20 protein-coding genes are annotated in these 25,278 nt (G+C 71.6%); 12 read left to right on the top strand and 8 right to left on the bottom strand.

All coding sequences use genetic code 11. From position 1 onward, the window contains the following. Positions 1–20: 20 nt before the first annotated feature. From CG740_RS01500 to CG740_RS01470, 7 genes are all read left to right on the top strand, one after another. Positions 21–464, top strand: a complete 444-nt coding sequence (locus CG740_RS01500) for a VOC family protein (protein ID WP_159030184.1) — start codon at positions 21–23, stop codon at positions 462–464. A gap of 84 nt (positions 465–548) precedes the next feature. Continuing rightward, the gene (locus tag CG740_RS01495) at positions 549–1,013 is read left to right on the top strand and encodes an NUDIX domain-containing protein (protein ID WP_100573601.1); all 465 of its coding nucleotides are present in this window, start codon (positions 549–551) and stop codon (positions 1,011–1,013) included. A gap of 162 nt (positions 1,014–1,175) precedes the next feature. Beyond that, entirely contained in the window at positions 1,176–2,489 is a 1,314-nt protein-coding gene (locus CG740_RS01490) for an ROK family transcriptional regulator (protein ID WP_100573022.1), read from the top strand. 199 nt (positions 2,490–2,688) lie between these two features. Next, on the top strand, positions 2,689–4,155 hold the full coding sequence (locus tag CG740_RS01485) for a family 2B encapsulin nanocompartment shell protein (RefSeq protein WP_100573021.1): 1,467 nt from the start codon (positions 2,689–2,691) through the stop codon (positions 4,153–4,155). Then, the gene (locus CG740_RS01480) at positions 4,142–5,410 is read left to right on the top strand and encodes a cysteine desulfurase (RefSeq protein WP_100573020.1); all 1,269 of its coding nucleotides are present in this window, start codon (positions 4,142–4,144) and stop codon (positions 5,408–5,410) included. Before CG740_RS01485 ends, CG740_RS01480 begins: the two co-directional genes overlap by 14 nt. 167 nt (positions 5,411–5,577) lie before the next feature. Continuing rightward, positions 5,578–5,925 (top strand): SH3 domain-containing protein, encoded by a 348-nt coding sequence (locus CG740_RS01475; RefSeq protein WP_100573019.1) that lies wholly within the window; start codon positions 5,578–5,580, stop codon positions 5,923–5,925. Between the two features lie 158 nt (positions 5,926–6,083). Beyond that, on the top strand, positions 6,084–8,291 hold the full coding sequence (locus CG740_RS01470) for an NPCBM/NEW2 domain-containing protein (RefSeq protein WP_100573018.1): 2,208 nt from the start codon (positions 6,084–6,086) through the stop codon (positions 8,289–8,291). A gap of 15 nt (positions 8,292–8,306) precedes the next feature. Here CG740_RS01470 and CG740_RS01465 read toward each other — a convergent pair whose 3' ends face one another. The 3 genes from CG740_RS01465 to CG740_RS01455 are packed head-to-tail and all read right to left on the bottom strand — an operon-like array spanning position 8,307 to position 10,622. Continuing rightward, positions 8,307–9,014: a class I SAM-dependent DNA methyltransferase gene (locus tag CG740_RS01465; protein ID WP_100573017.1), complete on the bottom strand. Its 708-nt coding sequence runs from the start codon at positions 9,012–9,014 to the stop codon at positions 8,307–8,309. 31 nt (positions 9,015–9,045) lie between these two features. Beyond that, a complete protein-coding gene (locus CG740_RS01460) occupies positions 9,046–9,843 on the bottom strand; it encodes a lysophospholipid acyltransferase family protein (RefSeq protein WP_100573016.1) in 798 nt (265 codons plus the stop codon). Then, positions 9,840–10,622: a GNAT family N-acetyltransferase gene (locus tag CG740_RS01455; RefSeq protein ID WP_100573600.1), complete on the bottom strand. Its 783-nt coding sequence runs from the start codon at positions 10,620–10,622 to the stop codon at positions 9,840–9,842. The genes CG740_RS01460 and CG740_RS01455 overlap by 4 nt, the downstream gene beginning before the upstream one ends. A 379-nt stretch (positions 10,623–11,001) precedes the next feature. Between CG740_RS01455 and CG740_RS01450 the strand changes: the two genes are divergently transcribed. Continuing rightward, on the top strand, positions 11,002–12,480 hold the full coding sequence (locus CG740_RS01450) for a peptidoglycan D,D-transpeptidase FtsI family protein (protein ID WP_100573015.1): 1,479 nt from the start codon (positions 11,002–11,004) through the stop codon (positions 12,478–12,480). A gap of 46 nt (positions 12,481–12,526) precedes the next feature. Here CG740_RS01450 and CG740_RS01445 read toward each other — a convergent pair whose 3' ends face one another. Beyond that, positions 12,527–13,546 carry an alpha/beta fold hydrolase gene (locus CG740_RS01445; protein WP_100573014.1) on the bottom strand — a complete coding sequence of 340 codons (1,020 nt, stop codon included), beginning with the start codon at positions 13,544–13,546 and terminating at the stop codon, positions 12,527–12,529. A gap of 265 nt (positions 13,547–13,811) precedes the next feature. On the opposite strand from CG740_RS01445, the gene CG740_RS01440 reads away from it, so the two are divergent. Further along, entirely contained in the window at positions 13,812–15,305 is a 1,494-nt protein-coding gene (locus CG740_RS01440) for a hydrolase (protein WP_100573013.1), read from the top strand. A 39-nt stretch (positions 15,306–15,344) separates the two neighbouring features. Here the strand turns inward: CG740_RS01440 and CG740_RS01435 are convergent, their stop codons facing one another. Continuing rightward, positions 15,345–16,625, bottom strand: coding sequence for a cytochrome P450 (locus CG740_RS01435; protein ID WP_100573012.1), 1,281 nt, complete (start codon positions 16,623–16,625; stop codon positions 15,345–15,347). A 285-nt stretch (positions 16,626–16,910) separates the two neighbouring features. On the opposite strand from CG740_RS01435, the gene CG740_RS01430 reads away from it, so the two are divergent. Together CG740_RS01430 and CG740_RS01425 are read left to right on the top strand one after the other, a co-directional pair. Continuing rightward, positions 16,911–17,990 (top strand): esterase-like activity of phytase family protein, encoded by a 1,080-nt coding sequence (locus CG740_RS01430; RefSeq protein WP_100573011.1) that lies wholly within the window; start codon positions 16,911–16,913, stop codon positions 17,988–17,990. Between the two features lie 67 nt (positions 17,991–18,057). Then, complete coding sequence (locus CG740_RS01425) at positions 18,058–18,966, top strand: DUF4436 family protein (protein WP_159030183.1); 909 nt, start codon at positions 18,058–18,060, stop codon at positions 18,964–18,966. A gap of 45 nt (positions 18,967–19,011) precedes the next feature. Here the strand turns inward: CG740_RS01425 and CG740_RS01420 are convergent, their stop codons facing one another. The 3 genes from CG740_RS01420 to CG740_RS01410 all read right to left on the bottom strand — a co-directional run bounded on the left by CG740_RS01420 (position 19,012) and on the right by CG740_RS01410 (position 24,123). Then, on the bottom strand, positions 19,012–21,321 hold the full coding sequence (locus CG740_RS01420) for a glycosyl hydrolase family 18 protein (protein WP_100573009.1): 2,310 nt from the start codon (positions 21,319–21,321) through the stop codon (positions 19,012–19,014). Between the two features lie 242 nt (positions 21,322–21,563). Continuing rightward, the gene (locus CG740_RS01415; protein WP_100573008.1) at positions 21,564–23,786 is read right to left on the bottom strand and encodes an NADP-dependent isocitrate dehydrogenase; all 2,223 of its coding nucleotides are present in this window, start codon (positions 23,784–23,786) and stop codon (positions 21,564–21,566) included. A gap of 130 nt (positions 23,787–23,916) precedes the next feature. After that, the gene (locus CG740_RS01410; RefSeq protein ID WP_100573007.1) at positions 23,917–24,123 is read right to left on the bottom strand and encodes a cold shock domain-containing protein; all 207 of its coding nucleotides are present in this window, start codon (positions 24,121–24,123) and stop codon (positions 23,917–23,919) included. A gap of 391 nt (positions 24,124–24,514) precedes the next feature. On the opposite strand from CG740_RS01410, the gene CG740_RS01405 reads away from it, so the two are divergent. After that, positions 24,515–25,075, top strand: coding sequence for a hypothetical protein (locus tag CG740_RS01405; RefSeq protein ID WP_100573006.1), 561 nt, complete (start codon positions 24,515–24,517; stop codon positions 25,073–25,075). The last annotated feature ends 203 nt before the right edge of the window (positions 25,076–25,278 follow it).

The raw sequence follows: 25,278 nt of genomic DNA, 5'->3' as shown, positions 1-25,278 counted from the left end.
GGCGGGGGAACTCGTCCGGCATGAGCGTACCCAAGACCAGCATCCTCGTACTGGACTGTGCCGAGCCCGTCGAACTCGCCGAGTTCTACGCGCAGTTGCTCGGCGGCGAGACTCGTACCGCCGAGAACCCGGACTTCGTCGAGGTGATCGGCGGCGACGGCGTCCATCTGGCGATCCGCCGCGACCACGGGTACGCGCCGCCGAGCTGGCCGCGCCCCGAGGACTCGCAGCAGGCGCACCTCAGGATCGTCGTGGCGCTCGGCGACATGGACGCCGCCGAGCGCGAGGTGATCACCCTTGGCGGCATGCCCGTCGACACCAAGGACAACAACGGGCCGCGCGACGAACGCGTCTACGCCGACCCGGCCGGCCACTCCTTCACGCTCGCCGTGTCGGCCGAGCGCTCGGAGAACTCCGGCCCCGGGACCGGGCCGGAAACCCCGGCCCGGGACGTGCGGTCCTAGCCGGCACGGCGCCAGGACGTACGATCGCCACGCCGGCACCTCCGCCCCATGGCGCCGAGCGGGCCGGGCCCGCAGACTGGCGGCATGGCAGGAAAGCGCAGCGCGGGGCTGCTGGTGTACCGCGGGGTGGCGGGCGGGCTCGAAGTGCTGGTCGGGCACATGGGCGGGCCGTTCCACTCGGGACGCGACGCCGGGTCCTGGTCGATCCCCAAGGGTGAGTACGGCCCCGAGGAGCGGCCCGAGGCGGCGGCCCGGCGCGAGTTCGAGGAGGAGCTGGGCCTTCCCGCGCCCGAGGGTGCCTGGGTGCCGCTGGGCGAGATCGTGCAGCGCTCCGGGAAGACCGTGACGGCGTGGGCGGTGGCGGGGGACCTGGATCCGGCGGACGTGGTGCCGGGCACGTTCACCATGGAGTGGCCGCGCGGCTCGGGCACCCTGTGCGAGTTCCCGGAGATGGACCGCTTCGCCTGGCTGTCCCCCGGGGCCGCGGCCCCGCTGCTCATCAAGGGCCAGCAGGCCTTCCTGGAGCGCCTCGTGGCACATCTGGCCTGACAGGTCCCGCGCCCCCCACGCATGCGGCCTTCGGTACGAGTTCGCCGCCCTTCGCACGCGCCCTTCAACCTCATGGCTTAATTTAGGGCATGAGTTAAGACCAGGGACAAGGGCGCGGCACGGGCTCTCGCACCGGTATGTTGCACGCAGGGAGGGAGCCACATGGCCACACCGAACAGAAGGACCGTCCGCGACCTGCGCCGGGACAACCGCAGCGCGGTGCTGCGGCGGTTGTACTTCGACGGGCCGATGAGCCGCCAGGCACTGGGGCCCGCCACCGGACTGAGTTCAGGATCCGTCAGCAACGTCGTCGCCGAACTCGTCGCGGACGGCCTCCTTGAGGACGCCGGGGTGGTGGACTCCGACGGCGGGCGGCCCCGGACCCTGCTCCGGGTCGCCCCCGGCTGCGGCCACCTCATCGGCGTGGACGTCGGCGAGACCCGGGTCAGGGTCGAGCTGTTCGACCTGGTCCTGCGTGAACTCGCCCGCGTGGAGCTGTCGTTGGACGCGGGCGGCTACGACGTCGACCACATCGTGGGCCACATCCGCGAGGGCGTCGCGGCCGTGCTGCACGAGAGCGGTCTGGATCCGGCCCGCCTGCTCGGCGTGGGTGTCGGCGTGCCGGGCATCGTCGACCGCAGCTCCCCCGACGGGGCCGTGGTGCACGGCCAGACCATCGGCTGGGACGCGGTGCCGCTGGAGTCCCTGCTGCGCGAAAGCCTGCGACTTCCCGCCGATACGCGCTACTTCATCGAGAACGGCACCAAGACGCTGGGGCAGGCCGAGCTGTGGTTCGGCGGCGGCCGGGGGGCCTCCGACGCGGCGATCGTCCTGTTCGGCTCGGGTGTCGGCGCCTGCATCATCTCGGGCGGCGCGATCTACGGAGGCGCGCACAGCAGCGCCGCCGAATGGGGCCACACCACCGTGCACGTACGCGGCCGCCGCTGCCGGTGCGGCGCGCTCGGCTGCCTGGAGGCGTACGCGGGCGCCGAGGCCCTCATCCAGCGCTGGCGCGAGGCGGGGGCCCAACTGCCCCCCGACACCGGGGAGGAGACCGCGGTGACCGCCCTCCTCGCCGCCGCCTACCCCACGGACCCGGGCGTCGCCGCGAGTCCGGTCGCGCTCGGGGTGATCGAGGAGACCGCCGAGTACCTGGGCGCCGGGCTGTCCGATCTGATCAACCTCTACAACCCGGAGCGCATTCTGATCGGCGGCTGGGCCGGACTCCAACTCGGCCCGCACATCCTGGAGTCGGTACGCCGGCACGCCACCGCCTACGCACTGCGCCACCCGGCCGAGCGGGTCACCATCGAACTCGGCCGGCTCGGCCCGGACGCCGTCACCGTGGGCGCGGCCACCCTGCCGCTGGCCGGCTTCTTCGCCCGCGGCGGCCGGCGCGCCCCCGCGACCGAACAGGAAACACCCGCGGAAAAGGCGGCCTGGCGCACCGCTGTGGAGGAGCGGGCGGCCCGCTGACCCGCGTTCGTCGAATTCACGCCGTCGATCTCCTCATTCGACCGGAATGGGCATTCCCATAAGTCGTGCTTTTAGGATGTAATAGCCGTTCAGTCAGTTTGAATTGCGTCTGTTCTGCGATGCACCCAAACCGCCCCGACCTGCGTCGGGGCGGTTTTTCATGGCCCCGTCGGCGCCTTTTCAAGACTGCCATGGGCACATGCCCCTTGTGGCTCCGAAATTCCAGGAACACGATCGGTTGTCGTCCAACCCCGACGTGGAGGTACTGGTGAACACTCCTGTGAATAATGGTCGGTCGAGTCTCGGCCCGGACGCCGCGCGGCAACTCGCCACCGCCACCAAGACCGTTCCGCAAATGCGCGGAATCACCCCGCGCTATCTGCTGCGCGCGCTGCCCTGGGTGGACGTCGAATCCGGGGTCTACCGCGTCAACCGCCGCCGGTCCTTCGTCCTGGGCGACGACCGGATCAGCACGTACGACGAGGACGGCACCCCGTGCGTCATGCCGGGCGACCTGCGCGAGCTGCCCTACTTGCGCGACGCCGGGGACGACCTCCTGGGCGAACTCGCCGGCGCCTTCACCCCGGTGACGTTCGACGCCGGGCAGGTGCTCGTGCAGGAGGGGGATCCCGCGGACCGGCTGTGGGTTCTGGTGCAGGGCCGCGCGGAGAAGCGCGTCACCGGCCGGTACGGCGAGGACGCGCTGCTCGAAGTCGTGGGCGACGGCCAGTTCTTCTGCCTCGACTCCTGGACCCGCGGCGAGCCGATGCCGTACCGCGTCAAGGCGCTCACCCCGGGCACGGCCCTGTGCGCCGACCGGGCGGCCCTCGCCCGGCTCGCGGACCGGAGTCCCGAGTTGTGTACCGCGATGGACGCGTACGCCTCGGGCGACGGGGTGCGGCCCGGCGCGGAGGCGCCCATCGACCTCAGCTCCGGGCACGTCGGGGAGGTCGAGCTGCCGGGTACCTATGTGGACTACGAGGACGCGCCGCGCGAGTACCACATGACGCTCGCCCAGACGGTGTTGCGCATCCACACCCGGGTCGCGGACCTGTACAACGGCCCGATCGACCAGACGCGCGCCCAGTCCAACCTGACGGTGCAGGCGCTGCGCGAGCGGCAGGAGGCTGCCCTGCTCAACCACCCCGAGTTCGGCCTCCTGAACAACGTCTCCGCGGGCCAGCGCGTGCAGTCCCGCACCGGTTCGCCGACCCCGGACGACCTCGACGAGCTGCTGGCCCGGGTGTGGAAGCAACCCGGCTTCTTCGTCGCACACCCCCGCGCGATCGCCGCCTTCGGCCGCGAATGCACCCGTCGGGGCGTGCCGCCGGTGACCGACAGCCGGTACGGCAGCCCGCTGCTCACCTGGCGCGGAGTGCCGCTGCTGCCCTCCGACAAGGTCCGCTTCTCGGGCGGCGGAGCCATCGGCACCACCGAGATCCTGCTGATGCGCATCGGCGAGGCCGAGCAGGGCGTGGTCGGGCTGCGGCCCGCCGCGGTCCCCGACGAGGTCGAACCCGGCCTGTCCATGCGGAACATGGGGGTCGACCAGAAGGGCATCACCTCGTACCTGATGACCGCGTACTTCAACACGGCCGTCCTGGTGGAGGACGCGATCGCCGTGCTCCAGAACGTCGAGGTGTCCAACTACCATGACTACTCCTGAGGTTGTGGAGCGGGTCGCGTCGCCCGGGCGCCAACCGGGCGCATTCACACCGGAGTCGGCGCGCAAGGACTTCCCGATCCTGCACCGCACCGTCAACGGGCACCCGCTGGTCTGGCTGGACAACGCGGCCACCACGCAGAAGCCGCGCCAGGTCATCGAGGCGATCGCCGGCTACTACGGCACGTCCAACTCCAACATCCACCGCGGCGCGCACACCATGGCCCGCGAGGCCACCGAGATGTACGAGGCGGGCCGGGCCGCCGTCGCGGACTTCCTGGGAGCGCCGTCGCCCGAGTCCATCGTGTTCGTACGGGGCACGACCGAGGCCGTGAACCTGGTCGCGCAGAGCTGGGGGCGGGCCCTTCTGGGCCCCGGCGACGACATCCTCGTGCCGGTCCTGGAGCACCATTCGGACATCGTCCCCTGGCAGTTGATCGCGCGCGAGACCCGGGCCCGTGTCGTCCCGGTGCCGCTCCTGCCGGACGGGCAGATCGACCAGGACGCCTACGCGGACCTGCTCTCGTGCCGTACCCGGCTCGTCGCGGTCAGCCAGGCCTCCAACGTACTCGGCACGGTCCCGCCGGTGCGCGAGATGACCGCGCTCGCCCATCGCTACGGGGCGAAGGTGCTGGTCGACGGCGCACAGGCGGTGGCCCACCTGCCCGTTGACGTCACCGGCCTCGACGCGGACTTCTACGCCTTCTCCGGGCACAAGCTGTACGCGCCCACCGGTATCGGCGCGCTCTACGTCAAGCCGGAGGTCCTCGCGGGCCTGCGGCCCTGGCAGGGCGGCGGCAACATGATCGACTCGGTGTCCTTCGCGCGCACCACGTTCGCCCCGGTGCCCCACCTCATGGAGGCCGGCACCGGGAACATCGCCGGCGTGGTCGGGCTGCTCGCCGCCCTGAACTGGTTCACGTCCTTCGACCGCGGAGCGGTCGCGGCGTACGAGAACGAGCTGACGGCGTACGCGCGGCAGGCGATGGCGATGGTGCCGGGCCTGGAGATCCTGGGGTCGGCGCCGGGCCGTATCGCGGTGCTCACCTTCACGATGGCGGGCCACACCCCGGCGGCCATCGCGTCCTGGCTGGACCGGGACGGCATCGCGATCCGGGCCGGCCACCACTGTGCGCAGCCGGCGCTCGCCCACTACGGCCTGGAGTCGGCGGCCCGCGCCTCCTTCGCGCTGTACAACACCCCGGAGGAGGTGGACGAGCTGGTGGCGTCGCTGCTGCGCCTGCACGAGTCGCCCTGACGCGGCCCGCCCGCCGGTCGGCCCGGGATCCCGGGGGATCCCGGGCCCCCGCCGCTCGGGTCGCGCCCCCAGGGGGCCTGGTGTGTGATGGAGGGGACGCGTCGAGGGGTGCCGGCCGGCGACGGCCCGCGCATCCCAGGGGGCAGCAGTGACGAAGGGAGTCGCTCATGCACACCGGACGCACCCGTCGAGCACTGACCGCGGGCCTGCTCGCCTGCGGTCTCTCCGCGAGCGGCGTCGCCCTGGCGGTCACCGCCACCGCGGCCCCGGCACACCGTGACGACGGACCTGTGTGGGGCACCGTGACCTCGCGCATCGAACTGAACGTACGGGAGGACCCGACGCTGCGCTCCGATGTGGTGACCAGTCTGTCGCCGGGCGCCCGGGACCGGGTGGAGTGCAAGACGTACGGGACGGACGTGAACGGCACCGACTGGTGGTACTGGCTGGGCAACGCGCGCGGCTGGGTCAGCGCCTCGTACGTCGACGTGTGGGGACACGTCCCCGACTGCTAGTCCCCGACTGCCAATCCCCCGGCGCACGGCGTCCGCCGTCCGTGTCCGTGTCCGTGTCCGTGTCCGTGTCCGTCGCGACGGAGCCCCCACCGCCGGTGCGGTGGGGGCTCTCGCATGTCCGGACGGGCGGTGGCGACGCACCGGCCGCTTCTCTTGACATGCACTTGCCCGGGCGCTGTGATGTGGTTGCTTTCGTTCGACACCGTTCGTTTGTGCGCCAATCACCTTCAACGGAGCCGCACTTGACTGCCGAACTGAACATCTTCAGACAGCGCCTCACCGCTTCACTGGGTGCCCTCGCCCTCCTCGCGGGCGGTGTGACGGTCGCCGTGCAGGTGGCGGCCGCGCCGCCGGCCGCGGCCGTGGACAACGGTCTCGCGCGCACCCCGCAGATGGGGTTCAACAACTGGAACTCCACGCACTGCCGGGGCGAGTTCAACGAGTCGATGGTCGAGGGCGTCGCGGATGCGTTCGTCGCGCAGGGCCTCAAGGACGCCGGCTACACCTACGTCAACATCGACGACTGCTGGGCGCTGCCGAACCGGGACGCCAACGGCAACCTCGTCCCCGACCCGGTGCGCTTCCCGCACGGCATCAAGGCCGTCGCGGACTATGTGCACGCCAAGGGCCTCAAGTTCGGGCTCTACTCCAGCGCGGGCACCAAGACCTGCGACACCCAGGGCTTCCCCGGCGGCCTCGGTCACGAGCAGCAGGACGCGAATCTGTGGGCTTCCTGGGGCGTGGACTACCTCAAGTACGACAACTGCAACAACACCGGCGCCGACGCGAAGCAGCGGTACAAGGCGATGGGCGACGCGCTCAAGGCGACGGGGCGGCCCATCCTCTACAGCATCTGCGAATGGGGCTCCAACCAGCCCTGGAACTGGGCCTCGGGCACCGGGAACTCCTGGCGCACCACGGGCGACATCAGCGACTCCTGGTCGAGCATGATCGACATCGCGCACCAGAACCAGTCGCTCGCCCCCTACGCCGGACCCGGCGGCTGGAACGACCCGGACATGCTGGAGGTCGGCAACGGCGGCATGACGGACACCGAGTACCGCACCCACTTCAGCCTGTGGTCGCAGATGGCGGCGCCGCTGCTCATCGGCAGCGATCTGCGCAACCCGAGCGCGGCGACGCTCGCGATCCTCAAGAACACCGACGTCATTGCCGTCGACCAGGACCCGCTCGGCAAGCAGGGCACGGTGGTGTCCAGCTCCGGCGGTCTGGTGGTGATGTCCAAACCCCTTGCGGACGGCGGCCGTTCGGTCACGCTCACCAATGAGAACACCTCCGCCCGGACCGTCTCGACGAGCGTCGACGCCCTCGGGATCGGCGGCGCGTCCTCGTATGCGCTCAAAGACCTGTGGTCCAAGCAGACCAGCAGCACCACGGGCCCCATCAGCGCGTCGGTTCCGGCCCACGGCACCGTGATGTACCGGGTGACACCCGGCTCCCCCGTGCCGCCGCCGACCGGCCTGAACCAGCTCGGCGACCTGCCCTGGACGTCGGCCGTGAACGGCTGGGGCCCGGTCGAGCGCGACCGCAGCAACGGCGAACAGGCCGCGGGCGACGGCCGGACGCTCACCATCAACGGGACCACGTACGCCAAGGGCCTGGGCACCCATGCCGCCTCGGACATCACGTACTACCTGGGCGGCGGCTGTCGTTCGCTCACGGTCGACGTGGGCGTGGACGACGAGTCGACGGCGGGCGGTTCGGTGGTGTTCCGGATCTACCGGGATCAGACGCTCGTCGCCGACAGCGGGCTGCGCACCGCGAGCGATCCGCCCGCGCACCTCGCGGCGGACCTGCGGGGCGGCGGCACGCTGCGCCTGGTCGTGACCGACGGCGGGGACGGCATCACCTACGACCACGCCGACTGGGCGGGCCCCCAACTGGCCTGCGGCCAGGGCCCGTCCGCCGGTACCCACGCCCTGAGCGACCTGGCGTGGAGTTCGGCGGCCGGCGGCTGGGGCCCGGTCGAGCGCGACCGCAGCAACGGCGAACAGGCCGCGGGCGACGGCAAGCCCCTGACCGTGGGCGGCACCGTCTACGCCAAGGGCCTCGGCACGCACGCGGCGTCCACGGTGACGTACTACCTCGGGGGGACCTGCAGCGCGTTCCGGTCGAGCGTGGGCGTGGACGACGAGGTGGGCGCGAAGGGCTCGGTCGTCTTCCAGGTGTACCGGGACGGGGTGCTCGCCGCCGACAGCGGCAAGGTCACCGGAGCGGACGCGGCGAAGGCGATCAGTGCCGACGTGAGCGGCGCGAACGAGCTGCGGCTCGTCGTGACGGACGCCGGTGACGGCGTCGACTACGACCACGCGGACTGGGCCACGCCGCAACTCACCTGTGGCTGAAGGGGTTTGCCGTGCCTACTTCGTGGCCACGACCAGTCGGGCCCGCGGGCTGCCGTCGGGGCGCCGCCCCAGCGCCTCCAGGGCGTACAGCTCGACCGCGAATCCGGCCGTCGCCAGCTCCCGGCGCAGGTCCGCGAGGCCGAAGCCGCGGTAGTACATGACGAACGGGGGACGCCACAGCGCGTTGCGGATCCGCATGGCCGCGTCGAAGCCGAGCAGAGCGAGATGGCCCGGGCTGCCCGGCCGGGCCGGGGCGGCCACCGGGAACGCGAACCGGCCGCCGGGGCGCAGCACGGCGTACACCTGGGCGTAGAGGTTCGGCCGCTCCCGGGGCAGGAAGTGGCCGAACGCTCCGAAACTGACGGCCAGGTCGTAGTCCGCGCCGAGCGGCAGCTCCCGCACGTCGCCGCGCAGCAGGTCCGCCCCCGGGTGCGCCAAGGCCGCGACCTCCAGCATCCCGGCGCTGATGTCGACGCCCGTGATCCGCTCCCGGCACACCCGGCCCAGCACATCGAGGCCGGCGCCGGTGCCGCAGCACAGGTCGAGACCCCGGCCGAACGGGCCGAGTCCGGCGAGCACGTCGGCGGTGGCGTCGAGGATCGACTCCGGGGTGCGGAACGGGGTGTGGTCGAACTTCGGGGCCAGGAGGTCGTAGCCGTGCTCGACGGACGACAGCGCCTGGACGGCGAGCTCACGGAAGCTGGGACCCTCGGGTGTGAACATGGCTGCCCAGCTTAGAGGGCGGACGGCCCGTTCAGGCGGCTACGCGCGTGGCGGTGTGGGCGGGCGGACGGGGGCCGCACACGGCGGCGGCGGCCGCGGCGGCCAGGGTGCGGCGGTCGGTGCCGCGCAGCTCCGGATGTGCGGTGACCCGCACACTCAGGGCACGGGCCTGGGCCACCCTGCGCAACGACGTCGTGAAGTCGTCGCTGCCGAGGAAGGCCGCGACCGTGGTGGGGACGCCGCCCTGGAGGTAGTCGACAGTCATCGGCCGCACCGGGGCGCCCGCGTCGACTGCGGCCTGGAACGCGGCCCGGTGGAACCGGCCGCCCGCGACGGTGCACCAGGTGGTGGCCTGCGGGAACACGAGGACGGACCGGCCCGAGCGCAGCAGATCGGTCAACTCGGCTACGGCGTCAGGGAGTTCACGTACGGCGCCGCGGTCGATGAAGCGGGTTCCGATGCGGCGGGCGAGCGTGCCGACCACCGGCCACTGGCCGACCTCGCGCTTGGCGAGGACGGTGACCGGCTCGACGGCGAGCAGCGCCACGGCGTCGAGCCAGGAGATGTGGTTGGCGACGACCAGCGCGCCGGGTGTGATCCCCGGCACCGGCGGCCCGGTCTCCAGGCGCACCCCCAGGGCGTGGAGGACGGCCCGGGCCTGGCCGCGCAGCACACGCGGGTCGGCGAGCCGCTCGCCCGTCGCCACGGATCGGATCAGGGTGTGGGTGAGGGCCGCGTACCGGCGTGCCGTCTCGGTGAGCGGCACCCGGGGTGTGCTGTCGTCCAGACAGTCCGGGGTGCAGGGCGCCGCCACCGACCAGGGGCTCATCGGGCGTCTCCGGGCCGGGCGTCTCCGGGCCGGGAAGCGTCTCCGAGGAAGTAGCGGCGGTAGCGCTCGCCGAGCCGGTCCATGTCGAGCAGCACGAAGAAGTCGGCCACATTGAACTCGGGGTCGTATGTGGGCGCCCCACACATCCAAGCGCCGAGCCGGAAGTAGCCGCGCAGCAGCGGTGGCAGGTCGGCGTAGCCGGGGCGGCCCGGCGCCGGGGCCGTCGGCAGCCACGGGCGGTGGGGGTGGACCCGCAGTTCGGGGGGCGAGGAGTGCCTGGCGTTGCCGAGTAGCCAGGCGCTGGAGGCGGCCGCGCCGCCGTCGGCGAGCGGTACGGAGGCGCAGCCCGCCAGATAGCGGTGCCCGGACAGCAGCACATAGCGGGCGAGCGCGGACCACATGAGGTTGATGACGGCGCCCGAGCGGTGGTCCGGGTGCACACAGGAACGCCCGGCCTCGATCATCGCGGGGCGCAGCCCGGCGAGCGAGGCCAGGTCGAACTCGGCCTCGGCGTAGGAGCGTTGGGTCCGGCCGGGCGGCAGCAGCCGGTAGGTGCCGACCACCTCGCCGGTCGTGGTGTCGGTCACGATCAGGTGGTCGGCCAGCGCGTCGAAGGCGTCGATGTCGTGGCCGGGCAGCGGGGTGGCGAGGGCCGCTCCCATCTCTTCGCCGAAGACGCGGTACCGCAGCCGCTGTGCGGCCCGGATCTGTTCTTCGGTGTCCGCGATGGAGGTGGTGTAGGAACCGGTGGCGGCGGGTGCGGTGGATATCGAGAGCATGGATGTGGCGTTCTCCGCGACGTGGGGCACAGTCGAATCCCTCTGTGGTTTCCGCATGGGCTTCCGCGCTGTGAGTATGGGATCGCCATATGTGCTCCCGGTGAATTGCACACGACGTGAGGTCGGGCATTGCCCGGCCCGAAGGCACCCGGGGCCCGGCCGGTGGCACTGGACACATGACCGATTTATGACCCTTCCGTAACAGCCATATCGCCGCGCGGGACGCGCGACGGCCGCTCATGCCGCCATGACCTGCACTGATAGTCGAATCCCTATGACAGGGGATGGCTGAGCGCTCTTGGACATCCGGGTGCCGGACCTGTTCTGCTGATCACTACATGTCCGGTTGAACCCCATTCGGTACGTCTCTGGGAGCGTGATGAACAAGCCGCTGCGGCACATAGCCGCCTTCTGCGGGGTCATGGTGTTCGCCCTGCTGATCCGGGCGACATGGGTCCAGTTCGTGAAGGGCGACACCCTGGCCAACAACGAGCACAACCGGCGGGTGCAGATCGACGCGTTCGCCCAGCCGCGCGGTGACATCGTGGTGGGCGGGCAGCCGATCACGGGGTCGGTGGCGACGCCGGGCTCCGACTTCAAGTACAAGCGCACCTACAAGGACGGCCCGATGTACGCGCCCGTCACCGGCTACCTCTCCCAGGCGCAGGGGGCCACCTTCCTGGAGGGCGTGCACGCGAAGGTGATGAACGGGAAGGACGACCGGCTGTTCTTCGACCGGACCAAGTCCCTGTTCACCGGGGAGACCCCGCGCGGCGGCGATGTGATCACCACCATCGACCCGGCCGCGCAGAAGGCCGCGTACGAGGGTCTGACGAAACTCAAGGCCAAGGGTGCGGTGGTCGCCCTCGATCCGCGCTCCGGGAAGATCCTCGCGATGGCGAGCACCCCCTCCTACGACCCCTCGGTCTTCTCCGGGATCTCCAAGAAGGAGGGCGAGGAGTTCCAGAAGCTCGACGCCGACAAGAGCAAGCCGCTGAACAACCGGGCGATCCGCGAGGTGTATCCGCCCGGCTCGACCTTCAAGATCCTCACCGCGGCCGCCGCGCTTGAGCACGGCGTGGTCACCGACATCAACGCCGCCATGCCGGACGCGCCCGCGCCGTACACGCTGCCGCTGAGTACCACCCAGGTCGGCAACGACGTCGACAACGCGCTGTGCGACAAGGTGTCCCTGAAGACCGGCATGCAGTGGTCCTGCAACAACGTGTTCCTCCAGACCGCGCTGAAGACCGGCAAGGACAAGATGCGCGAGACGGCCGAGAAGTTCGGGTTCAACCAGGAGCAGTTCGTCCCCGTGCGTACGGCCAAGAGCGGCTACCCCGACAAGCTGGACAAGCCGCAGACGGCGCTGACCGGCATGGGCCAGGGCAGCCTGACCAGCACCCCGCTCCAGATGGCGATGGTGACCGCCGGCATCGCCAACGACGGCAAGGTCATGAAGCCGTACATGGTCGACGAACTGCGCGGCCCGGACCTCTCCTCGCTGGAGAAGGCCAAGCCCGAAGTCCTCAACCAGGCCGTCTCCGAGGGCACCGCGAAGAAGGTGCAGGAGATGATGGAGTTCACCGCGAGCGACGGCACCGCGAAGAAGGTGCGGATGGACGGCGTCACCGTCGGCGGCAAGACCGGCACCGCCCAGCACGGCGCCGATGTGCGCGAGCAGCGCCCCTACGCCTGGTTCGTGTCGTACGCCAAGCAGAGCGACGGCACCTCACCGGTGGCGGTGGCCGTTTTCGTCGACCCCTCCGACATGGACATCCAGCGCTCGGAGATCGCCGGCGGCAAGCTGGGTGCGCCGATCGCCAAGTCGGTGATGGAGGCGGTCATGAAGAAGTGACGCCAGGGCCTGTCCGCACGGCTCGGGGCTGATCGGCGGACCGGCGTCAGGTCGCGCTGCGTTCGCTCTCCCGCCTCAACTCCCTTGCCGCGATGGCTTCTTGAGTGGGGTCGGGCTCCGCAACCGCTGTGCCGTCGCGGCCCGCGCGCAACAGGCCGTGCCAGTGTTCGGCACTCCAGTCGGCGGGCGGGGTGGTCGCGATGAAGTCCTCGACGAGGGCGAGGAAACGGGCCGGGTCCGTGTGGAAGGGGAAGTGCCCGGCGCCTTCGAAGACTTCGAGACGGCTGCCGGGCATGGCGGCGTGGGCGCGCCGGCCGTGGCTCGGTGGGACGACACTGTCGCGCGAGCCCCAGATCAGCAGGGTGGGCATGCCCGCGGTCAGATAGCAGCGGTCGAGCATGGTGACGACCTGGCCGTGCGGGTCGACGACCGACCGCAGGGTGCGCACGAAGACGCTGCGGGACCTCGCGTCGGGCAGCGCGTCCACCAGGCCGAGCAGGTCCGGGGCGTCCAGGCCGAGGTCGGTGCCGAGCAACCGCATCAGTTCGATGACGAGCCGGGCGGGCCGGCGCATCGCGGGCCGGGCGAGGAGCGCGAGGACCGGTTCGGCGCCGGGGAGCGTGGCGGCGCGCAGCACCGGGTTGACCTCGCGGCCCACTCCCCCGGCACCGACCAGGACGAGCCGTTCGGTCGACTCGGGGTATTGGTAGGCGAATTGCATGGCCACGCCGCCGCCGAGCGAGTGGCCGACGAGGGTGGCGCGCTCGACGCCGAGTACGCCGAGCAGATCGCGCAGGCCGTTGGCGTAGGCGGCCACCGAGTAGTCGGCGCGCGGCCTGTCGGAGGCGCCGTGGCCGAGCAGATCGGGAGCGAGGACGGTGTAGCGGCGGGCGAGGCCGGGGATGACCTCGGTCCAGGTGGCCGACGAGTCGCCGATTCCGTGGATCAGCACGACGGGCGGCCCCTGGCCCGCCGTGCGGTACGCCCGGCGGTAGCCGTGCACCACCCGGTGGCGCAGCCGCACGTCCTGCTCGCCCACCGGACGCGGACTGGCGCCAGCAGCCATCGACGAACCTCCCCGATCCCGCCCGCACCACGGCCCCGTGCGCGCTCCCGTCCGGTCCCCGGCCCGGGTCACGCCAACGAGCGTAGAACCTGCGGCGCGTCCACGATTACCGACAGATTTCGCCACGGCTAAGACCTGCCGCCGCACCCTTTCCGCCATGTACGGTTCAACCGCGCGCTGCCCCGGAGTCCGTACAACGACGTTCTACGCGCGCAGACTTGGTGTCCCCACCACCTTGCCCCCACCCCTCATGGAGGTACGCAGGATGCTCGGAGCCAGCAGTTCCGCTCCCTCGCGCCGCCGGACCGCTCTTCCGCGCCGCAAGGCCGCCGGCGTGCTGACCGCGCTCGGTGCGCTGGTCGTCGCCGGTGGCGCCGCCGCCCAGGCAGCCACCCCGCCCACCGCGTCCGCGCCGGTTGTCGCCGCCGCGGCGGCCCCGCACCGGGTGCTGTTCGACAACTCCAAGGCCGAGACGGCCGGCAACGCCGACTGGATCATCAGCACCAGCCAGCCGGACCCGCTGGCCCAGAATCCCTCCCCCTCGGCCGAGACGGACTGGACCGGCGCCCTGTCCTCCTGGGGTGTCGCGCTCCAGAAGAGCGGCGACTACGCCCTCAAGACGCTGCCTTCGGGCAACACGATCACCTACGGCACGTCCTCCGCGCTCGACCTGAAGAACTTCGACACCTTCGTGCTGCCGGAGCCCAACGTGCTGCTCAGCGCGGCCGAGAAGACCGCCGTGATGCAGTTCGTGAAGAACGGCGGCGGCCTCTTCCTCATCTCCGACCACACCGGCTCCGACCGCAACAACGACGGCGCGGACGCGGTGAAGGTCATCAACGACCTGATGTCCAACAACTCCGTCGACAGCACGGACCCGTTCGGTTTCTCGGTGGACGCGCTCAACATCGCCACCGACAACCCGAGGGCCGTCGCCGACAGCGCCGACCCGGTGCTCAACGGCTCGTTCGGCAAGGTGACCGGCAGCATCATCCGCAACGGCACCACGGTGACGCTCAAGCCCGCCGACAACCCGGCCGCCAAGGGCGAGGTCTACCGCACCGGTTACTCCGGCACCACCGGCGCGTTCTTCGCCACCAGCACCTTCGGCAGTGGCCGCATCGCCTTCTGGGGCGACAGCTCGCCCATCGACGACGGAACCGGCCAGTCGGGCAACACCCTGTACGACGGCTGGAACGACCCGGCCGGCACCGACGCCGCCCTCGCGCTCAACGCCACCGCATGGCTGTCGGGCGCGGCCGGCGGCACCGGCGGCGACCCCGCCCCCGGCTGCACCGCCGCCCAGCTCCTCGCCAACCCCGGCTTCGAATCGGGGAGTTCGGGCTGGACCGCGACCAGCCGCATCATCAACACCAGCAGCGGTGAGCCCGCCCGCACCGGCGCGTACAAGGCGTGGCTCGGCGGGAAGGGGACGGCGCACACCGACACCTTGGCGCAGCAGGTGGCCATCCCGGCGGGCTGTGCCGCCTCGCTCGGCTTCCAGCTGCACATCGACACGGCCGAGACGTCGAGCACGGCGTACGACACCCTCAAGGTGCAGGTCCTGAACAGCGGCGGGTCGGTCCTGGCCACCCTCGGGACGTACTCCAACCTGAACGCGGCGAGCGGCTACACCCAGCGCACCTTCGACCTGGGCGCGTACGCCGGGCAGACGGTGACCCTCAAGTTCACCGCGACGGAGGGATCCAAGCTCCAGACGTCGTTCGTGATCGACGACACCGCGCTCACGGTGAGCTGACCGGGCGCGCCGCCCGGGTTCCGGCCCGGGCGGAGGGCGTCAGCCGCGCAGCCGTACCGGCAGCGACTCGACCCCGTACACGATCGACAGTTTGCGGAAGGCGAGTTCGTCCGCCGGGACGGCCAGGCGCATGTCGGGGAAGCGGCGGGCCAGGGCGGGGAAGGCGGCGCGCAGTTCCATGCGGGCGAGTTCGGCGCCGATGCAGCGGTGAATGCCGTGGCCGAAGGCGAGATGGCCGGCCGCCTTGCGGTGCGGGTCGAAGCGGTGGCCGTCCGGGATGTGGGCGGCGTCGCGGTTGGCGCCGCTGAGCGAGCACAGCACCATGTCGCCCTTGGGGATGAGCCGGCCGGCCACTTCCACGTCCTCGCGGGCGAAGCGCGGGAAGGCCAGCTGGACGACGGTGAGGTGGCGCAGCGACTCCTCGACGAAGGCCGCGGCCGCCTCCTCGTCCTTGGCTATTCGCGCGAAGGCGTCCGGGTCCTGGAGCAGCAGCAGGGCGCCGAGCGCCAGCATGCTCGCGGTGGTCTCGAAGCCGCCGGTCAGGACGCCGTCGGCGAGCCCCGCGAGCTCGTCGTCTCCGACGCTGTCGCCGTGCTCCTTGACGATCATGCCGATCAGGCCGTCGCCCGGGTTCTCACGCTGCTTCTTGACCACGTCGCGGAAGTAGGACAGCGAGGCGGACATCGCGCCGAGCGGGGCGGTGGCCCCGGCGAACAGGTCGAAGCGTTCCATGGCGAGCTGCTGGAAGTCATGGCGGTCCTCGTAGGGCACGCCGAGCAGTTCGCAGATGGTCAGCGAGGGGACGGGCAGCGCGAAGGCCTCGACCAGGTCGACGGTGCCGCCGGCCGCCTCCATGGCGTCGAGCCGTTCCTCCACCAGCGCCTCGATGCGCGGGGTCAGCCGGCGCAGGCGCCGCATGGTGAACTCGGGCGTCAGGATGCGGCGCAGCCGGGTGTGCACCGGCGGATCGCTGAACCCCAGCCCGCCGGGATGCTGCTCCTCCACCACGCCGGCGTTGCCCGCGAGGTGGGTGAAGTCGTTGCTGAACCCGTCGGCCGAGCCGAGCACGGCCTTCACGGCGTCGTGCCCGGTGACCACCCAGGCGTCCATGCCGAAGGGCAGCGGCACCTTGGTGACCGGCTCCTCGGCCTGCCGAACGGTCAGTTCGGGCACCGGGTCGAGCCCGTTGCGGCGCAGCGGCATGAGCAGCGCGTCGGGCAGCAGCGAGATCGTGCCGGGGCCGATGCCGCGCTTCTGGATCCTGGCTAGGTAGGTGCGCCCGAGCCACAGGGTGACTCGGGAACGGAGATTTACCCTCAAGGCGGACTCCAAGGACAAGTTGTGCGGCCAGGACGCCGGGTACGGACTGAGTGGCTCAGGATAAGTGGCCCCGGGCGCCGCTCCGTCCGCCAGGTGCCCGGCTCCCCCGCGGGGTGCGGCGGCGACGGCCCGGCGGGGGCACGGTGCGGGGGCGTCACCCCGTCCGGCCCGGCCGGGATCCGCTCGGCGGTCCGGCGTTCGTGTGCACGACGGCGCGACTCAACTCGCCCTTCACACAAGGCGATCTACTGTGTGGTGCCATCCGCATCCGACCCGGGAGGAACCGTGCGTCTGCGCACCCTCGTCACCGCCGCCACCGCTTCGCTGGCCGTCGCCGCCTGTGTGACCGTCACCGACGCGACCGCCGCGGTCCGGCCAGCCGTCGGCGCCCCGCACGCCCGGCACGCCTGCTCCGCCTCCACGGCCTTGGACGGCTTCTCGGACAGCCTGGACAAGACGCTGTTCCGGGGCACGGTCGTCGGCAACCTGTCCGGTCTCGCCGTGGACACCGACGGCACGATCGCCGCGCTGTCCGACCGTTCCCAGCTGTTCGACCTGAAGGTCGGCAGGAACCTCGCCGCAGCTCCCACCCGGGTCGTGCCGCTCGCGGACGAGAGGGGCGCGCCACTGGACTCGGAGGCCGTCGTCGTCGAGCGCGACGGCACCCGTCTGGTCACCTCCGAGACCGAGCCGTCGGTACGGCACTACGACCGCGACGGCAAGATCCTCGGCCGGCTGCCGGTCCCGGACGCCCTGCGGGTCGCCCCGGCCGGGCGCGCCATCGCCAACGCCACCTTCGAGGGGCTGGCCCTGCAACCCGGCGGCCACACCCTGATCGCCTCGATGGAGGCCCCGCTGTCCGGCGACGCCAAGGACGCGGCCGGCCGCTCCCTGGTCCGGTTCCAGACCTGGCACCGGGGCTCCGCCAAGGGCGACTTCACGCTCGCCGGGCAGTACGCCTACCCCGTGGAGCCGAACGCGGGCGTCTCGGAGATCACCGCGACCGGCGACGGCCGGCTGCTCGTCCTGGAGCGCGGCTTCACCGCGGGCGTGGGCAATTCGGTACGCCTCTTCCTCGCCGACCCGCGCGGTGCGAGCGATGTCAGCAAGGTCGAGAACCTGCCCGGCCCCGCCCGTACCGTCCGCAAGACGCTGCTCGCCGACATCGGCGCCTGCCCCTCCCTCGGCGCCACCGCCAAGCAGCCGCAGCCCAACCCGCTGCTCGACAACATCGAGGGCCTGGCCGTGACGGGCCGCACCCGGGACGGCCGGCTGCGCCTCCTGCTGGTCAGTGACGACAACGAGAACCCGGTGCAGACCACCCGCCTCTACGCACTGACGGTCCGGCTGCCCCGCCACGTCTGACCCGCCCGGCGAGGCCCCGGGGTGTATTCATTCGCCTATGGCCCGTTTTAGACCGAACAAGTATTTCGTGCGTCACGTCATTTCACTGCTCGTGATCCTGCTGGCCGCCGTCGTGGGGGTGCTCCTCTACTTCAACGAACGCGATGTGCGCCAGCAGGAGCACTTCGTGGGCGACACCCGCACGGCGAACGGCGTGTACATCGACACCAGCATCCAGAAGGTCGACCCGGTCGCCCGCGAGCTGACGCTGCGGGTCCTGGTGCTCCCCCAGGGCTCGCTGCGGGAGAACGGCGACCCGTACACCCCGGCCGTCGACCTGCGGGTAGAGACCTCCTCGCTGATCCGGGGCACCCTGGACTTCAAGGCGGGGCGGCAGGTCAGCTACGAGGACGTGAAGGTGAGCCTGGACGGCGGATCCGTCTCGGACTACCCCTTCGACCGGTACTCGACGCTCATCGGCTTCTCCGCCGAGGCGGCCGGCAAGGAGGTGCCGGTCTCCCTGTCGCTGCGGGACGTCGACGCGTTCTTCAAGCCGACGGTCGTCGGCCGCAGCCAGGACCACGGCTTCGTCGCGTTCGAGGTGCGCGTCAGCCGCTCGCGGGCCACCTTCATCCTGGCCTGGTTCATGATGTTCATCATGTGGGGGCTCGCCCTCGCGGTGCTCGGCGCGACCTGGGTGATCGTCGACCAGCGCCGGGGCCTGGTCTGGCCGGCGATGGCCTGGATGGCGGCGACCCTGTTCGCGCTCGCCGGGTTCCGCAACGCGGCGCCCGGCGGGCCGCCGGTGGGCTGCCTGCTCGACTACGCGGCGTTCCTGTGGGCCGAGGCGATCATCTCCGCCTGTCTGGTGGCGGTCGCGGTGACCGGCATCATCACCGAGACGCGCCACCGGGGCGACGAGGCCCCGGAGGTGCACGCCGACCACCACACCGACGCACACGCCGCGGGGGACGCGGGCGGCGACGGCGGCCACTGAATCCGGCCCGGGGGCGGGCGGGGGTCAACTCCCGCCCGCCGTCAGCTACTTGAGGCCCGCGTCGAGAGCGTTCATGAGGGTGCCCGAGGGGGTGTCGCCGGACATCTCCCAGACGAAGGCGCCGAGCAGGTTCTTGTTCTTGATGTACGGCGTCTTGTGGCCGATCGACCAGGCGTCGTCGAACGACCACCACTGGCCGCCGTCCCCGGTGTAGCCGTACGTGGCGACCGTCTGGTCGTCGTGGTAGACGGTCATGCCGGGCACCGAGGCGATCAGGTTGGCGTAGCCGCGCACCCCCGCCTCCTCGGGGAACTGGCCGGGCGCGGCCCCGTCGGCGCTCTGCCAGGCCCCGTGCGCGCCGCCGTCCGCGACCGCCTTCCAGCCCCGCCCGTAGAACGGGAAGCCGACGGCGAGTTTGCGCGGGTTGGTGCCGGCGGACAGATAGGCGGCCACGGCCGCGTCGACGCTGAAGTGGAAGGGGTACGGGTCCTTGGGGTCGGGGTGGAGGTTGGCGGACTGGCCGGTGCGGTTCGGCTCCCAGGAGTTGTCGCTGCCCGAGCCGTGGAAGTCGTAGCCCTGGACCATGGCGTAGTCGAGCGAGGAGAAGACCCCCGAGCCCTGGGTGAGGTCCCAGCCGGCGGCGATCTTCGCCGGGTCGGCGGGCGTGAACGCGGTGAGCAGCCGGTGCGGGCCGCCGAGCGCGTCGAGCTGCTTGCGGAACTCGGCGAGCAGCAGGGCGAGATGGGCCTTGTCGGCGGTGGAGTAGTGGTTGCCGGGGTGGCCGTCGGTGCCGGGCCACTCCCAGTCGATGTCGATGCCGTCGAAGACCCCGGCGCCGGTGCCGGGTCCGCCCGCGCCGTTGTAGACCGGCAGATTGCCCTTGATCCACACGTCGATGCAGGAGCTGACGAACTTCTTGCGGGAGGCGTCGGTCGCGGCGGCGTCCGAGAAGAACTTGGAGTAGGTCCAGCCGCCGATCGACACGACGGTCTTGAGGTTCGGGTACTTGGCCTTGAGCTTCTTCAACTGGTTGAAGTTTCCGCGCAGTTGGCCCCAGCCGTCGTCGGCGGTGCCGTCGACGGACTGGGCGGCGGTCATGGCGCGCCCGTAGTCGGCGTCGGCGTCGCCCGCACCGGTCCCCTCGTCGGGGTCCTGCGGGTTGCCGCTGACCCCCTTGGTGACACCGGCCTGGCAGGTGAGGTTGGTGGGGTCGATGTTCTCGAAGGCGTAGTTGAGCACGTCCAGTTTGGCCGCGGCGCCCGAGGTGTCGAGGTTCTTCACGAAGTACTGGCGGCCGTAGATGCCCCACTGGGCGAAGTAACCGGCCTTCAGGTACGTGCCCTGGCCGACGAGGTCGTCGGTGGTCACGGCGAGCGCGGCCGAGGGGGCGGAGGCGTTGTCGGCGGCGTCGCGCGCCCTGACGGTGAAGGTGTACGTGGTCGACGGGGTCAGGCCGGGCACGGTGGCGGTGGTGGCGGGTGCGGCCACGGTCGTCGCGAGGGCGCCGTCGCGGTAGACGTCGTAGGCGACCACCCCGATGTTGTCGGTGGCCGCGCCCCAGGCGAGGGTGACGCTGGTGGAGGTCTTCGCGGTGGCGCGCGGGTCGCCCGGGGCGCCGGGCGGCACCGGATCGGATGCGGGGTCCACGGTGGTCACCGCCAGCGGCGCGCTGCGCGGGCCCGGGTTGCCTCGGGTGTCCTTGGCCCGGACGGTGAAGGAGTACCCGGTGGCCGGGGTCAGGCCGGTGACGGTGGCGGAGGTGGTGGCCGTGGCGGCGAGCACGGTGTCGCCGGTGAGCACCTCGTACGAGGCGACGGGGTGGTCGCCGGCGGTGGCGGCGCTCCAGGCCAGCGAGACGCTGTGCGCGGTCACGGCGGTGGCCTGCGGCTTGCCCGGGGCGGTGGGCGGTGTGTCGGGGGTGCCGTCGCACTTGTCGCCGTTGACGGTGCAGCCGGTGGGCGCCCCGAGCGGTCCGTTCGCCACGAACCAGTAGCTGTAGGGCTCGGTGGAACCGCCGGGCGGGACGGTCGCGTTGTAGTAGGCGTTCTTGACGCTGACGTGCCGGCCGGTGACGGTCGCGTCGCCGTTGTAGTGGCCGGTGATGCCCACCCCGGCGGGCAGGTCGAACTCCAGGGCCCAGCCGGTGACCGGCGCCGAGGTGGCGTTGTGCACGACGAAGGTGCCCTTCCACCAGGACCCGTTGTCCTGGGCGGCGAAGGTGGCGGTCAGGCCGGAGGCGGCCGCGGCGGGGGCCGCGCCGAGCCCGGTGAGCGCGGCGAGCGGCAGCAGGAGCGCGGCCAGCAGCGCGGCGAGTCTTCGCCGGCGGCGCGCGGGGGCGGAACGCGGTGCGGACATGGTTCTCCCTGCGGTGAGGTGGGGGTGCCAGGGCTGTGCAGAACCGTGTGCCTTGCGGAGCGGTGCGGGTGACCCGCCCGATGCGACGCACCGTAGAAGGTCTGGACCAATCGGTCAACGGGTCGCGCAGTACGGACCGACGGACCACACCCCCGGGCCGTACCACGCCGCCGCCCCGGCCGGAAGGAATCCGGCCGGGGCGGCGGCGTGCTCAACTGCGCTCCCCCGCAGGGGAGTTGGAGTCAGGCGAGGGTGGCGATGGCCTGGTTCAGCGTCTTCGAGGGACGCATGACCGCGGAGGCCTTGGCCGCGTCCGGCTGGTAGTAGCCGCCGATGTCGACCGGCGAGCCCTGCACCGCGATGAGCTCGTCGACGATGGTCGACTCCTGCTCGCCCAGCGTCTTGGCCAGCGCCGCGAACGCCTCCGCGAGCTGGGTGTCCTCGGTCTGCTTGGCCAGCTCCTGCGCCCAGTACAGGGCGAGGTAGAAGTGGCTGCCGCGGTTGTCGATGCCGCCGAGCTTGCGGCTCGGCGACTTGTCCTCGTTGAGGAAGGTGCCGGTGGCGCGGTCGAGGGTGTCGGCGAGGATCTGGGCGCGCGCGTTGCCCGTGGTCGTCGCGAGGTGCTCGAAGCTGACCGCGAGCGCGAGGAACTCGCCCAGGCTGTCCCAGCGCAGGTAGTTCTCCTTGACCAGCTGCTGGACGTGCTTGGGGGCGGAGCCGCCGGCGCCCGTCTCGAAGAGGCCGCCGCCGTTCATCAGCGGGACCACCGAGAGCATCTTGGCGCTGGTGCCCAGCTCCAGGATCGGGAACAGGTCGGTCAGGTAGTCGCGCAGCACGTTGCCGGTGACCGAGATGGTGTTCTCGCCGCGGCGGATGCGCTCCAGGGAGAACGCGGTCGCCTCGACCGGGGACATGATCTCGATCCGCAGGCCCTCGGTGTCGTGCTCGGCGAGGTAGGTGCGGACCTTCTCGATGAGGACGGCGTCGTGGGCACGGCCCTCGTCCAGCCAGAACACGGCCGGGTCGCCGGTGGCGCGGGCGCGGGTGACGGCGAGCTTGACCCAGTCCTGGATGGGCAGGTCCTTGGTCTGGCAGGCGCGGAAGATGTCGCCCTCGGCGACCTCCTGCTCCAGGACGACGTTGCCGGCCGTGTCCACGAGGCGGACGGTGCCCGCGGCCTGGACCTCGAAGGTCTTGTCGTGGCTGCCGTACTCCTCGGCCTTCTGCGCCATCAGGCCGACGTTGGGCACGGAGCCCATCGTGGAGGGGTCGAAGGCGCCGTGGGCGCGGCAGTCCTCGATGACGGCCTGGTACACACCGGAGTAGCTGCTGTCCGGGAGCACCGCGAGGGTGTCGGCCTCGGCGCCGTCCGGGCCCCACATGTGGCCGGAGGTGCGGATCATGGCCGGCATGGAGGCGTCGACGATGACGTCGGACGGCACGTGCAGGTTGGTGATGCCGCGGTCGGAGTCGACCATCGCGAGGGCCGGGCCCTCGGTCAGCTCGGCCTCGAAGGCCGCCTTGATCTCGGCGCCGATGTGCGGCACGTTGTCGAGGCCCTTGAGGATCCCGCCGAGGCCGTCGTTGGGGGACAGACCGGCGGCGGCGAGCACGTCACCGTACTTGTCGAAGGTCTTCGGGAAGAAGGCACGCACCACGTGGCCGAAGACGATGGGGTCGGAGACCTTCATCATGGTGGCCTTCAGGTGCACCGAGAACAGCACGTCCTCGGCCTTGGCGCGGGCGATCTGCGCGGTGAGGAACCGGCGCAGCTCGGCCACGTGCATCACGGAGGCGTCGACGACCTCGCCGGCCAGGACCGGTACCGACTCGCGCAGCACGGTGGTGGTGCCGTCGGCCGCCACCAGCTCGATGCGCAGCGAGCCGTCCTCGGCGATGACCGTGGACTTCTCGGTGGACCGGAAGTCGTTCTCGCCCATGGTGGCGACGTTCGTCTTCGAGTCGGCGGTCCACTTGCCCATGCGGTGCGGGTGGGCCTTGGCGTAGTTCTTGACCGACGCGGGGGCGCGGCGGTCGGAGTTGCCCTCGCGCAGGACCGGGTTGACGGCGCTGCCCTTGATCTTGTCGTAGCGCGCGCGGACGTCGTTGTCCTGGTCGCTCTTCGGGTCGTCCGGGTAGTCGGGCAGCGCGTAGCCCTGGGCCTGAAGCTCGGCGACGGCCGCCTTGAGCTGCGGGATGGAGGCCGAGACGTTCGGCAGCTTGATGATGTTCGCGCCGGGCGTCTTGGCCAGCTCACCGAGCTCGGCGAGGGCGTCGTCGATCCGCTGGCCCTCCTCCAGGAACTCGGGGAAGCTCGCGATGATGCGCCCCGCCAGCGAGATGTCACGGGTCTCCACAGTGACACCTGCGGTCGAGGCGTACGCCTGGATCACGGGCAGGAACGAATGCGTCGCCAGGGCCGGCGCCTCGTCAGTGTGGGTGTAGATGATGGTCGAGTCAGTCACCGGGTGCTCCGCTCCACGTCTGCAACATTGCTCGACATCAAGATATCTCGTGATCGGACCGGGTCACGACGGGCCCCCGGCCCGGCCCCCCGGCAAGGAGGGCTCGGCGGGGCCCCGGGCGGCCCTCGGTTCACGGGCGTACCGCACGGGCCTCGAAGCGGCCGCGGCCCAGCTCTATGACGAAGGAGACCTGCTGGCCCTCGGACAGTGTCCTGGTCTCCCCCTCGATGTCCTCCCGGCGCACGTAGATGCCGTCGCGGTGCCCGATCGGCACGACGAATCCGTACCCCTTCTCCCGGTCGAAGTACTGGACGATCCCGTCACATCGTTCGTTCATGCCTCACTCCTCGGGTGATCGCTCCACGGCCCGCGGGCGAGCCGGGACAGGCGGAACCGGCTGGGTTCGCCAAGGATGGGGACGGGACGCGGACTCCCGCGCCGCAGCAGGGCCTGCCCTCGACGGGGCGCCCGCCGTCCGTGCGGCGGAACCGTCCGCGGCGCCGGCGACGGCCGGCCGCGGCGTCGGATCGGACGGGTTCCTTGCCGGTAGGTATACCGCCGTGGTCCGCGTTTGATACCTCCCCCGGGCCACCCGCCGCCCGGGTTGCGGGGAGGGCCTGCCCCGCGTAAGAGCCGCGTATGTCCCGCGTCAATTCGGGCGGCGGACGCATCAGCGACCCGTCAAAGTACACGGTCATATGTGGTCGGCACCCCTAGCGTCCCGCCCCATGGGACAACAGATCACCCGCAGTGCGGCGGGACCCGGCACCGCGTCGCCCCGCGGTGCCGAAGCCGTGGTGTACGACACCACCTGGGCCGGGGAGGCCCGCTCGGCGGTGGGCTGCTCGGCGGTGCTGCTCGGCCTCCTCCTGACCGTCGACGCCCTGGCCGGAACCCTCGACCTCGCCCGCGGCGGGCTGTGGGGCCTGCTCGCCGCGCTCCTGTTCGCCGTGCTCTGGCCCGCCCGGGTGTCGGCCGCTCCGGGCCGGCTGGTCGCGCGCGGGCTGCTGCGCCGGACCGAGGTACGCACCGACCGCCTGGTCTCGGTGCGCTGGTCCGACGGGGTCGCCCAGCGGCTGGTCCTGCGGGACGCCGAGGGCAACCGGGTCGAGATCGACCCGAAGGTGCTCGTGGCCAATCCCCCGCTGTGGCACGTCCTGGACCGGGACGCGCGCACCAGCCGCGACCGGAAGGTACTGCGATGCGGCGAGACGGCCCTACGGCAGCTGGCCGCCCGGGTGGACGGCGAGACGGCGCGCGCGGTGTTCGAGGTGTCCGGCCCCCACTAGGCCCTGGCCGGCGGATCGGCTCCCGCCAGGGCCTGGTCGGCAGATCGGCTCCCGCCAAGGCCCGGCCGGCGGATTCGGCCCGGGACGCGCGGCGCTCCCCGATCCACCCGGCCCACCTGCGGGGGCGCCCGGCCCATGGGGCAGGATGGCAGCCCGTTCCGGTGTCCGACGGCTGCGTCCACCCGAACGAGGGTCCGGGCAAC

The organism is Streptomyces sp. CB01201 (assembly GCF_002803085.1).
Classification (GTDB): domain Bacteria; phylum Actinomycetota; class Actinomycetes; order Streptomycetales; family Streptomycetaceae; genus Streptomyces; species Streptomyces hundungensis.
This window is presented reverse-complemented; position numbering and strand designations above follow the sequence as displayed.